This window comes from Pseudocitrobacter faecalis (assembly GCF_965231525.1).
Classification (GTDB): domain Bacteria; phylum Pseudomonadota; class Gammaproteobacteria; order Enterobacterales; family Enterobacteriaceae; genus Pseudocitrobacter; species Pseudocitrobacter faecalis.
This window is the reverse complement of sequence record NZ_CBDDNJ010000002.1, coordinates 1,272,569-1,283,662: the sequence shown is the minus strand read 5'-3', so window position 1 is coordinate 1,283,662 and position 11,094 is coordinate 1,272,569. Positions and strand designations below refer to the sequence as shown.

Genomic DNA, 11,094 nt, shown 5'->3' with positions numbered 1-11,094 from the left:
TGACCTCAAAAATTAGCCTGCGCGAAGCAGCGTTTTCATTTTCTCGTTACGGCACAGCTGGCGCTTCATCTCCACCACCAGCGGATGGCGGGAGAGCACAATCATCGCCACAAAAGCCAGTACGCCCGCGGCAATCTGTGTTGCCAACAGTAACGCCAGCGGCAGTTGACCGTTCAGCGCCCACCCCAGGCCGTAGCTCACCGCGAGCGTGGGCAAAGAGAGGTAAAACGGTAGCCACAGGCTGAGAATGTATTCACGGTAGCTGGAGCCCAGAATGGGTTTGATCAGAACGAAATAGCTCAGAATGGTGTTGATAATCTGCACCAGCAGGAAGCCCAGCGTGACGCCAATAGCACCGCCCAACTGGCCGCCGACGATGATCGCCGGGATAAACAGGCAGGTTTTAAAAACGTTGAATTTAAAACTGATATCGACGCGTGCTTTCGCCATCAACAGCGAACCAATCGGATTCCCCACCGACCGCAGCAGCCCCACCACGCACAGCAGTTGCAGCACCGGAATGATGCTCACCCACTTCTCACCAAAAACCAGCGGCACAAAGTTGTTGCTCACCACCATCAGCCCGAGCAGCGCCGGGAAGTTGATAATGCCGACCACAGAAAGCAGCTTGTAGAAGTTGACGCGCAGTTTGGCCGTGTCGTCCTGGATTTTGGCAAATGCCGGGAACAGTACGCGGGTGATAATCGGATTCAGTTTCATCGGCGGTACCACCGCCACGTTGTAGGCCAGGTTGTAGCCGCCCGCGACGCTCGCCCCCAGAATACGCGCCAGTACCAGCGTTGAGAGGTTGGTATTCACGTAGTTGATGACACTATCCGCCGTCAGCCAGGCGCCAAAACGCAGGTTAGACGACACGCTCGCCAACGAAAAATGCAGCCCCGGGCGATAAATTTTGCGGCCAAAGTAGCCAAACAGCAGCGTACGCACTGCGCTGTTGACCAGATAACCGAGGATAGCGGTCATGGCTAACGGCCAGAAGTGCGCCGACACCACGGTGAAAGTAAAGCCCGCCAGCACCGAACTGGTTTCAATCAGGCCAATCTTGTTGAACTCCAGCTCTTTTTGCATCAACGCGCGAAACTGCTGCCCGTGGGGGATCACAATAAAGGCCAGCGATAAGGTCTGGATCAGCGGCTGTAAATCCGGGTTATGTAACACGCTGGCAATCGCCCCGCTCAGGGCAAATACCGCCACGCACACCACCACGCCCAGCCCGACGTTCAGCCAGTACAGGGTGGTGAGTTCAAGGTGGCTTATCTCTTTACGCTGAATAATCGAGTTCGCGATACCGAAATCAGATAGCGTATCCGCCAGCGCGATAATCACCAGCGACACGGTCAGCAGACCGAACTGGTGGTTATCGATGATGCGCGCCAGCACCGTCATCTGCACCAGCCCCAGGCCAATGATAATGACGGTCGCCATGGCCGACCACTTCGCGCCGCTGATGGTTTTCTCTCTCAGGCTCATACCCGTTCCTCAATACGCCGTTTTACTGACGAAGCCTTTGAACACCGTCAGGAAAACAATTTTGATATCGAACCACAGGCTCCATTCGCGAATGTATTCCAGGTCGAACTCGACGCGTTTTTCCATTTTTTCCAGCGTGTCGGTCTCGCCGCGCCAGCCGTTGATTTGCGCCCAACCGGTAATGCCTGGCTTCACTTTGTGGCGCAGCATGTAACCCTCAATCAACTGGCGATACTGTTCGTTGTGCGCCACCGCATGAGGACGCGGGCCGACGATCGACATGCCGCCGGTCAACACGTTGATAAACTGCGGCAGTTCATCGAGTGAGGTACGACGCAGGAAATTACCAACCGGCGTCACGCGCGGGTCGTTTTGTGTCGCCTGAGTGACCACCGCGTCGTTTTCCATCACCTTCATGGAACGGAATTTCCAGACTTTGATAGGCTTACCGTCCATGCCGTAACGGGTCTGGCGGAAAATGACCGGCCCGGCGGAAGTGAGTTTCACCGCCAGCGCGATGCAGCACAGCGCAGGCGAAATCAGCAGCAGGATCATGCTGGCGAGCACGATATCTTCCAGCCGTTTAATGATGCGGTTGACGCCAGAGAGCGGCGTGTCGTACAGCGGCACGACCGGCACACCGTTGACCTCTTCAATACGCGAATGAAGAATGTTGAAGGTAAACACATCGGGGATAATCAGCACCGAGCAGGTGGTATCCGCCAGCTCGCGCATCAGTTTTTTGATCAGCCCCTCTTCCTGCATCGACATGGCGATATAGACGTTATGAATTTTGCCCGCGCGCGCGTCGTCCAGCAGTTGCTGAATATTGCCCGCCCAGTCGGCGCTGACACCACCCGGTTTAGCGTCATGATAGGTGCCCACCACTTCATAACCGATCCACGGCTGATTACGGAAGCTCTCCAGCAGCGCCTGCCCCTGCGGGAGATCGCCCGCTACCGCGACGTAGCGTTTGTTGTAACCATGATTGCGCAGCACGCCGGCACCATAACGAATAAACGCCCGGCTGGCCAACATGCCGCAGGTGGTCAGTAAATACCAGCTCAGCCAGACGCTGATATGGGTGCTGAAATCGTCGTCAAACGCCAGCAGTCCGGCGCTGAATACCAGGCTCAGCGTCCAGTTCTGTAGCAGCAACAACAGTTCGGTGGTTATGCGCACGCCGCGCCATGACCGATAGAAATCCGTGATCCCGCCGATCATCTGGAACACCACCAGCGTCACCAGCGCCATCAGCAGATGGAGATACAAAAACGGCAGCGCCGCGGCTTTGCACACTACCCACAGCCCGCCGAGCATAATGGTGATATCCGAAAAACGCTGCACCATTGAGATTAACGATGCATTCGTTTTGGCTCGCTCGCGCTTTTTTAGAGTCGTCATCGTTGTTCCTTTTTCATCACCAGTCACCCTCACCCCGGCCCTCTCCCTGAGGGAGAGGGTGAAAACCCGCGCAGATGTTAAGCCTGTGCATGATCTGTCCCCTCTCCCTCAGGGAGAGGGTTAGGGTGAGGGGGGCTTTTACTGCTTAAGCAGCGCCAGAATATCCTGCGTTCGTGCCTGCATCAGCGGGGTATCGCCGCGCGATTCCACGTTCAAACGCACCACCGGTTCGGTGTTCGAGGAACGCAGGTTGAAGCGCCAGTCGGCAAACGCCAGGCTGATGCCATCGGTACGGTCAATTTCCAGCGCCTCGTGAGCAAAGTGCTGCTCTACGCGGGCAATTGCCGCAGCAGGCTCGGCCAGTTTGCTGTTGATCTCGCCGCTTGCCGGGAAGGCAGACATCCGATCGCGCACCAGTTCGCCCAGCGTTTTCCCTTTCAGGCACAGCAGTTCGCTTACCAACAGCCACGGGATCATTCCGCTGTCGCAGTAGGCAAAATCGCGGAAATAGTGATGAGCACTCATTTCGCCGCCGTAGATGGCGTCGTCTTTGCGCATGCGTTCTTTGATAAAAGCGTGGCCGGTTTTCGACATCACCGGCGTGCCGCCCGCCGCCGTCACCACATCTACCGTGTTCCAGGAAAGACGCGGGTCGTGGATAATTTTGGCGCCCGGATTTTTCTCCAGGAACGCTTCTGCCAGCAGGCCGACAATGTAATACCCTTCGATAAACTGCCCGGTTTCATCGAACAGGAAGCAGCGGTCGAAATCGCCATCAAACGCGATACCCATATCCGCGCCGTGTTCGATTACCGCGTTGCGGGTGTCGTCGCGGCACTCAGGTAACAGCGGGTTAGGAATACCGTTGGGGAAATTGCCGTCCGGGGTGTTGTGCACTTTAATCAGCGTCACCGGCACATTCAGAGCTTTAAAGCGCGCCTCGAGCGCATCAATCACCGGGCCTGCCGCGCCGTTGCCAGCGTTCACCACCAGCTTGAGGGGCGTCAGGTTGTTGACGTTGATGTACTGCAACAGGTGATCGATATACGCATCGCGCAGGTTAATTTTCTGATAGCTGCCGCGCTGACTTTCATCCACCGGCGGGAAGTCGTTAGCCTCCGCCAGACGCTGCACATCGCGCAGCCCGGTATCACCGCTGATTGGACGCGCCCCTTCGCGCACCAGCTTCATGCCGTTGTAATCCATCGGATTATGGCTGGCGGTGACTTCAATGCCGCCATCAATCCCCAGATGGAAGGTCGCAAAATAGATCTCTTCAGTACCAGAAAGCCCGATATCGAGCACATCAACGCCCGCATCGCGCAGACCGCGTGCCAGCGCCAGTTTCAGCGCTTCGCTGGTCAGACGCACATCGCCACCCAGTACAATGGTTTTCGGTTTCAGAAATTCGCCATAGGCGCGGCCAATACGCCACGCGATATCTTCATTCAGCTCTTCGCCTAATTTGCCGCGAATGTCATAGGCTTTAAAACAGGTTAATGTTTTCATGTTTTTACCTTTCTTCAGGCAACAGTTGGCCCTGACCGGTGAGGGTCATTATTTTCAGTGTTGTGAATTGCCGGACGGCACTGCACTTATCCGGCTAACAAAACGCGCTATACGCGCCCGTAGCGATCCGCGAAGCGCACCACATCGTCCTCTTCCAGATACGAACCGGAGCGGACTTCAATTAAATCGAGCGGGATCTTGCCGGGATTCTCAAGGCTATGAGTCGCGCCAAGCGGGATATAAATAGATTCGTTTTCACCCAGCAGCTTGATGTCATCGTTGATGGTGACTTTGGCGGTGCCCGCCACCACAATCCAGTGTTCTGCCCGGTGGTGATGCATTTGCAGTGAAAGCCCCTCGCCCGGTTTCACGGTGATCCGTTTCACCTGATAGCGATCGCCAGCATCAATCGAGTCATATTTCCCCCACGGGCGATACACTTCGCGGTGAATATGATGCTCATGACGCCCCTCGGCTTTAATTTGCTCGACGACTTTTTTGACGTCCTGAACCGCGCTGCGATCGGCGATCAGAACCGCGTCTTTGGTCTGCACCACCACCAAATCCTTTACACCGACGGTCGTCACCAGGCCGGATTCGGCGTACACATAGCTGTTTTCGGTTTTGTGGCTGATCACGTCACCGTGATGCACGTTGCCTTCCGGCGTATGGTTGCTGATTTCCCACAGTGAAGACCAGGAGCCCACGTCGCTCCAGCCTGCGTCCATCGGCACCACCACCGCGTCGGCGGTCTGTTCCATTACCGCGTAATCGATAGACTCTTCCGGGCAAGCGAGGAACGCGGCTTCATCGACGCGGATGAAATCAAGATCCGGGTCGGTGACGCTCATGGCTTTCTCGCACGCTTCAAGAATATCCGGGCGATATTTTTTCAGCTCTTCCAGGAAGCGTCCGGCACGGAACAGGAACATACCGCTGTTCCAGTAATATTCGCCGCTGGAGACATACGCCTGGGCGGTATCGAGATTCGGTTTTTCGACAAACTGCGCCACATCGAAGGCCACCGCGTCTTTTTCACCTGGTGAAACATCACCACGACGAATATAGCCATAGCCGGTTTCCGGCAGATCGGGCACGATACCAAACGTGACCAGTTTGCCGCTTTCCGCGTACGGTGTCGCATTGCGCACCGCCTCACGGAACGCGTCTTCATTCTGAATAACGTGGTCTGCCGCCAGCACCAGCATCAGCGGGTCGCAGCCGGTTTCACGACGCACCGCCGCCAGCGCCGCAAGGGCAATCGCCGGGGCGGTATTGCGCCCCACAGGTTCGAGAATAATATTCTCGGTCAGCTTATTCATCTGGCGCAATTGCTCGGCCACGATAAAGCGGTGCTGCTCATTGCAGATAACCACCGGGCTTTCACACTCCACGCCGTGCAGACGATTAATCGTCGCCTGCAGCATGGTCAGTTCGCCTTTCAGGCACAGGAACTGTTTGGGATAAAGCACTCGGGACAGCGGCCACAAACGGCTGCCGGAGCCACCGGCCATTACTACCGGAAAAAGTGTTGATTGACTCATCGTTTAACCCCGAATATCAGCAATAAATTGACTCAGCACGTTCTCTTTCTCGAGCGTGCGTTCCGCGTAGGCCAGCGCCTGCGCGTTGCGTTTCGGCATCAAGAGTGCCTGTTCAATACCGTCCATTAACGCCGGAACCGATTCCGGCTCGACGCACACGGCGATCCCCGGTTCATTGAGGCATAACTGCCCTAATTCGGTTTCAGCTTCCGCGGTAATCACCGCATTACCGCCCACCGCCAGAATATTGGTCAGTTTGGACGGCAGTACCGCATCCGCCGCGCCGCGTTTTTGAATCACCAGATGGCAGTCGGCCATCGAAAGCAGCGCGGGCAGTGCGTCGTAAGATTGCAGCGGGAAGAAGCGCACATTGTCTAACCCACGCTCTGCCGCCAGTTTTTCCAGCCGCGCTTTCCCGCCACCCTGGCCGACAATCACAAACAGCCACGGTTTGTCACGCAGCAAGGCGGCGGCCTCAATCACGCTTTCCAGCCCCTGCTTCTCGCCGATATTGCCGGAGTAAAGAATCAGTTTGCGGTCGGCTGGCAGGCCAAGCTGTTCGCGTAAAACCGCAACATGGGTGTTGTTCACATCGCGAAAACGCGCCACTTCCGACCAGTTTGGGAAGAAAATGACCTTCTCTTCCGGCACGCCCTTCTCACGGGCTTTATTCATCATTGAGCGTGAGATAGTTGAGACATTATCGACGTTAAGCAGGCCGCTACGCTCAAAGGCGCTGGCGAGCTTCGCCACTTTGCCCGGTTTGCCTTTACCTGCCATGCCCAGGCCGAGCATCGCGTCCACTTCATAATCCTGAATATGCAGCAGCGTGCGCGCACCGGAGAGTTTTGCCAGCAGGCGCATACCCGGCGTGCAAAAGAGCGTTGGCACCACGCCGATAATGCGATCCGGCTTCCAGCGACGCTGGGCCAGCAACGGGAAGACGCTGCTGACGGCAAAGCTGCCTAAATGGATCAGGCGCTTCAGCGTGGAGGGCTGTTTCGGCACATACAGTGGGCAACGCCAGACGGTGGCGGCCCCCTCTTCCCGACGATAGCGCCAGGCGGAGTAGTGCTCGCCCACCTGCCACTGCGGATAGTACGGCGGCGCGGTGATCACCCGAACTTCATGCCCCTGGCTTGCCATCCACTCGACCATTTCGCCGGTGTATTTGCCGATACCGGTCAGCTCCGGTGAATAATTGATGCCATAAACCAATATCTTCATAACCCTGGCACCTCGGCCCGCTTCTCATCGAGGAAGTAGGCGCGGCTGTTGGCATGCACATTGTCCGCAGCCAGCAGCGCCGACGGCGTCAGCCAGCGGTAATCATTGTGCTGTTCATCCGGGAGCGTCAGATCGCTTGCATCCACGCACAGACGGAAACCCAGCACGATGTAATGGGTAGAGAAATCCGCCCCGGAAAAGTTATCGTCATAAAAATGCTGCCAGACGCCGTAGAACTGGCCTGCCGATATCGGCAGGCTCAGGCCCAGCTCCGCCTGCGTTAAGCGGGCGAAGGCGTCAGCGAGCGTTTCATCTTTCTGCACGCGACCGCCAGGAACAAACCAGAACCCCTGCGCCGGGCGGTTGGTGCGTTTGCCAAGCAGATATTCGCCCTGCGCGTTTTCCACAATCAAATCAATTGAGATAAGCGGTGTAGAACGCACTACGGTGGCAAAATCCTGCGTGCTCAGAAACATCGGTTACCCCCGGAAACGCTGCTGGTTTTGCAAAAACCACTGGTAGGTGCTGGCAAGACCAGCTTCCAGGGTGATTTCGTGGTACCAGCCCAGTTGATGCAGGCGGGTGACGTCGAGCAATTTGCGCGGCGTGCCGTCCGGTTTGGACGCATCAAAGACCACACGTCCCTTAAAGCCCACCACTTTCGCCAGCGTCTGCGCCAGTTCGCGAATGGTGCAGTCGATGCCGGTGCCGACGTTGATATGCGACAACATCGGCTGGGTGTTCTCCTGCCATACGTCGCGATCCAGCTCCATCACGTGGATGCTGGCAGCCGCCATGTCGTCCACGTGGAGGAACTCGCGCATCGGCGTACCGCTGCCCCACACCACCACATCCGATGCATTCTGCTGGGCGGCTTCGTGGAAGCGGCGCAACAGCGCAGGAATGACGTGCGAATTGCTGGGGTGGAAGTTATCGTTCGGCCCGTACAGGTTCGTCGGCATCACCGAGCGATAGTCACGACCGTACTGGCGGTTATAGGATTCACACAGCTTGATCCCGGCAATTTTGGCAATCGCGTAGGGCTCGTTGGTCGCTTCCAGCGTGCCCTGCAGCAGCTCACTTTCGGCCATTGGCTGCTTCGCCAGCTTCGGATAGATGCAGGATGAGCCAAGGAACAGCAGCTTATTCACGTTATGCACATGTGCAGCGTGAATGATGTTGCTTTCAATCATCATGTTTTCGTAGATGAAATCGGCGGGATAGGTATTGTTCGCCACAATACCGCCCACTTTTGCCGCCGCCAGATAAACCTGGTCAATCTGTTCGGTGGCAAAAAATTCGTTCACTGCATTGCTGTCGAGCAGGTTGAGCTCATCGCGAGTACGCAGAATCAGATCCACGTTTTCTCGCTGCTCAAGCTGGCGGACAATGGCCGAACCGACCATTCCCCGGTGGCCCGCCACAAAAATACGTTGTCTGGTCATTCTCAGGACTCCAGCGCGATCGCCACATCGTAGCCGTGGGATTTCAGCAGAGAGTGTTTCTTCGCCGCTTCGAGGTCTTTGGCAACCATTTCAGAGACCATTTCCTGGAGAGTGGTTTCCGGTTTCCAGCCCAGCGTTTCGTGCGCTTTGGTCGGGTCGCCCAGCAGGGTTTCCACTTCCGCAGGACGGAAATAGCGCGGGTCAACGGCAATGATGATATCGCCCGGTTTCACGCCCGGCGCATCATGGCCGGTGACAGAAACCACAATGCCCTTCTCTTCCACGCCGGTGCCTTCAAAGCGCAGCTTGATACCCAGCTGAGCCGCCGCCATTTCGACGAACTGACGCACGGAGTACTGCACGCCGGTGGCGATAACGAAATCTTCCGGCTTGTCCTGTTGCAGCATCATCCACTGCATTTTCACGTAGTCCTTGGCGTGGCCCCAGTCACGCAGGGAATCCATGTTGCCGAGATACAGGCAGGACTCCAGCCCCTGCGCAATATTGGCAATCGCGCGGGTAATTTTGCGGGTGACGAAGGTTTCGCCACGGCGCGGGGATTCATGGTTGAACAGAATGCCGTTGCAGGCATACATGCCGTAGGATTCGCGGTAGTTGACGGTGATCCAGTAGGCGTACAGTTTTGCTACCGCATACGGAGAGCGCGGATAGAACGGCGTGGTCTCTTTCTGCGGAATTTCCTGTACCAGGCCGTACAACTCAGAGGTGGACGCCTGATAGAAACGAGTTTTCTTTTCAAGACCGAGGAAGCGAATAGCTTCCAGCAGGCGCAGCGTACCCATTGCATCCACATCGGCGGTATATTCCGGGGATTCAAACGAAACGGCCACGTGGCTCATCGCGCCCAGGTTGTAGACTTCATCCGGCTGGACTTCCTGCAGAATACGGGTCAGGTTCGAGCTGTCAGTCAGGTCGCCGTAGTGCAGGTGGAATTTCGGGTTGCTGCTGTGTGGATCCTGATAGATGTGGTCAACGCGTTCCGTGTTAAAAGAGGAAGCGCGGCGCTTAATGCCATGCACTTCGTAGCCTTTTTCCAGCAGAAGCTCTGCCAGGTAAGAACCATCCTGGCCGGTTACGCCGGTGATGAGAGCGACTTTTGACATGTTTTTATCCTCTGTACTTATCAGAAATTAATCAGTTTCAACGCGTTCGCGTATCACCACTGCGGGGTTGCCACGGCAAATCACGTTTGCCGGAAGCGATTTAAAAACGCTGCTTCGCGCACCAACGATGGTGCCGTCGCCAATTTCAATGCCGGGAGCAACAAAGACATCCGTCGCCAGCCAGCATTTCTCGCCAATCACAATCGGTGTGGCGGTAATATCAAAATGTTGACTCTGGAAGTCATGACTTCCGGTACATAAATAACACTTCTGTGACACCACAGAATTTGCGCCGATGGTAATATTGCCCAGCGTATATAACACTGCGTCATCACCCACCCAGGCATAATCACCAAGGGTTAATTTCCATGGATAGGTAATTTTCACTGACGGGCGAATGACTACGTTTTTTCCTATTTTTGCACCAAACAGACGTAACAAAAATGCACGCCAGCGATAGAGTATCTGCGGTGACCATGCAAAAAGTGTTGATTGCACCGCCCACCATAATTGCACTTTAATTCCCCCCGCCCCGCGAAAATTCTTCGGCACAGAGAATCCCGATAAATCTTGCATACCTTTCCCTTATATTCAGGATTTGTTATATAGGGCTTTTGTTTTGCCGGTGGTGCGCAGACGTAATAAATAAGACAATTCTGTCAGAAGCTTTGGCATGCGTAATATTTCTCGCTGAACATTCTTTGCATCCTGACATAACTGTAAATTATTAGTGGTTGATACCCCGCCCATCGAAAATTCAGACACCAACCCTTTTATGCGTTTAAAGGCATAGCCTGCTTTATACATTTTGGCGGCCAGTGCATAATCAGATGAAACACGATATTGCATATCATACGGATTTTGTTTCAACCCCACGCAGGGGAAGAAGATTGCCTGATGACTGGCGGGTAAACTGTGATAAATATACCAGCCACTTTTTGCCCGACGGGTGAGTTGTGTGCCATCGCCAAAATCGAGCATCGCATCACCCAGATACATCGCATCATCTTTTTTATTACGCAGTTGACGGACGAATTGTGAGACGTCCTGATGAAACACATCGCCGGAATTCAGGAACAGAGCAAATTTGCCTTTCGCCATCGCGATGCCTTTATTCATCGCATCATACAGGCCGTTATCCGGCTCGCTAACATAACGTAAGTTATACTGTCCGTTACGTTTTTCCAGAAACTCCGCCGTGCCGTCAGCCGACCCGCCGTCGACCACAATCCACTCAAACTGAATGCTCGGATCGTTCGCCAGATGCGCCAGTGAACGCCAGGTTTTGACGATGCCGTCATGGTTACGAAACGCGACGGTAATGACACTCAGCAGCATTGTTTTTTCCAC

Annotated in this window: 10 protein-coding genes; all 10 read right to left on the bottom strand. The window is 55.3% G+C overall.

Going from position 1 to position 11,094, the window contains the following annotated elements; genetic code table 11:
* Positions 1–12 precede the first annotated feature (12 nt).
* The 10 genes from wzxC to wcaE all read right to left on the bottom strand — a co-directional run bounded on the left by wzxC (position 13) and on the right by wcaE (position 11,082).
* Positions 13–1,491, bottom strand: coding sequence for a colanic acid undecaprenyl disphosphate flippase WzxC (wzxC, locus tag ACOXYR_RS06600; RefSeq protein ID WP_108473754.1), 1,479 nt, complete (start codon positions 1,489–1,491; stop codon positions 13–15).
* A gap of 9 nt (positions 1,492–1,500) precedes the next feature.
* Positions 1,501–2,895, bottom strand: a complete 1,395-nt coding sequence (gene wcaJ, locus ACOXYR_RS06595) for an undecaprenyl-phosphate glucose phosphotransferase (protein ID WP_108473753.1) — start codon at positions 2,893–2,895, stop codon at positions 1,501–1,503.
* A 138-nt stretch (positions 2,896–3,033) separates the two neighbouring features.
* Positions 3,034–4,404 (bottom strand): colanic acid biosynthesis phosphomannomutase CpsG, encoded by a 1,371-nt coding sequence (gene cpsG / locus ACOXYR_RS06590; RefSeq protein WP_421356393.1) that lies wholly within the window; start codon positions 4,402–4,404, stop codon positions 3,034–3,036.
* Positions 4,405–4,511: 107 nt separating this feature from the next.
* The gene (gene cpsB / locus ACOXYR_RS06585) at positions 4,512–5,948 is read right to left on the bottom strand and encodes a mannose-1-phosphate guanyltransferase (RefSeq protein WP_108473751.1); all 1,437 of its coding nucleotides are present in this window, start codon (positions 5,946–5,948) and stop codon (positions 4,512–4,514) included.
* A gap of 3 nt (positions 5,949–5,951) precedes the next feature.
* Positions 5,952–7,175, bottom strand: a complete 1,224-nt coding sequence (gene wcaI, locus ACOXYR_RS06580) for a colanic acid biosynthesis fucosyltransferase WcaI (RefSeq protein WP_421356392.1) — start codon at positions 7,173–7,175, stop codon at positions 5,952–5,954.
* Positions 7,172–7,651 (bottom strand): GDP-mannose mannosyl hydrolase, encoded by a 480-nt coding sequence (locus tag ACOXYR_RS06575; protein ID WP_421356391.1) that lies wholly within the window; start codon positions 7,649–7,651, stop codon positions 7,172–7,174. The genes wcaI and ACOXYR_RS06575 overlap by 4 nt, the downstream gene beginning before the upstream one ends.
* A 3-nt stretch (positions 7,652–7,654) precedes the next feature.
* Positions 7,655–8,620, bottom strand: a complete 966-nt coding sequence (gene fcl, locus ACOXYR_RS06570) for a GDP-L-fucose synthase (RefSeq protein WP_108473748.1) — start codon at positions 8,618–8,620, stop codon at positions 7,655–7,657.
* Between the two features lie 2 nt (positions 8,621–8,622).
* The gene (gene gmd / locus ACOXYR_RS06565) at positions 8,623–9,744 is read right to left on the bottom strand and encodes a GDP-mannose 4,6-dehydratase (protein ID WP_108473747.1); all 1,122 of its coding nucleotides are present in this window, start codon (positions 9,742–9,744) and stop codon (positions 8,623–8,625) included.
* Between the two features lie 27 nt (positions 9,745–9,771).
* Positions 9,772–10,320 (bottom strand): colanic acid biosynthesis acetyltransferase WcaF, encoded by a 549-nt coding sequence (wcaF, locus tag ACOXYR_RS06560; protein WP_189622833.1) that lies wholly within the window; start codon positions 10,318–10,320, stop codon positions 9,772–9,774.
* Between the two features lie 15 nt (positions 10,321–10,335).
* Positions 10,336–11,082, bottom strand: coding sequence for a colanic acid biosynthesis glycosyltransferase WcaE (wcaE, locus tag ACOXYR_RS06555; protein WP_108473745.1), 747 nt, complete (start codon positions 11,080–11,082; stop codon positions 10,336–10,338).
* Positions 11,083–11,094 lie beyond the last annotated feature (12 nt).

Excerpts from the sequence above, each read along its gene's own strand:
- wcaJ (WP_108473753.1), bottom strand. The coding sequence starts at position 2,895 with ATGACGACTCTAAAAAAGCGCGAGCGAGCCAAAACGAATGCATCGTTA.
- fcl (WP_108473748.1), bottom strand. The coding sequence starts at position 8,620 with ATGACCAGACAACGTATTTTTGTGGCGGGCCACCGGGGAATGGTCGGT.
- gmd (WP_108473747.1), bottom strand. The coding sequence starts at position 9,744 with ATGTCAAAAGTCGCTCTCATCACCGGCGTAACCGGCCAGGATGGTTCT.
- cpsB (WP_108473751.1), bottom strand. The coding sequence starts at position 5,948 with ATGAGTCAATCAACACTTTTTCCGGTAGTAATGGCCGGTGGCTCCGGC.
- cpsG (WP_421356393.1), bottom strand. The coding sequence starts at position 4,404 with ATGAAAACATTAACCTGTTTTAAAGCCTATGACATTCGCGGCAAATTA.
- wcaE (WP_108473745.1), bottom strand. The coding sequence starts at position 11,082 with ATGCTGCTGAGTGTCATTACCGTCGCGTTTCGTAACCATGACGGCATC.
- wcaI (WP_421356392.1), bottom strand. The coding sequence starts at position 7,175 with ATGAAGATATTGGTTTATGGCATCAATTATTCACCGGAGCTGACCGGT.
- ACOXYR_RS06575 (WP_421356391.1), bottom strand. The coding sequence starts at position 7,651 with ATGTTTCTGAGCACGCAGGATTTTGCCACCGTAGTGCGTTCTACACCG.
- wzxC (WP_108473754.1), bottom strand. The coding sequence starts at position 1,491 with ATGAGCCTGAGAGAGAAAACCATCAGCGGCGCGAAGTGGTCGGCCATG.
- wcaF (WP_189622833.1), bottom strand. The coding sequence starts at position 10,320 with ATGCAAGATTTATCGGGATTCTCTGTGCCGAAGAATTTTCGCGGGGCG.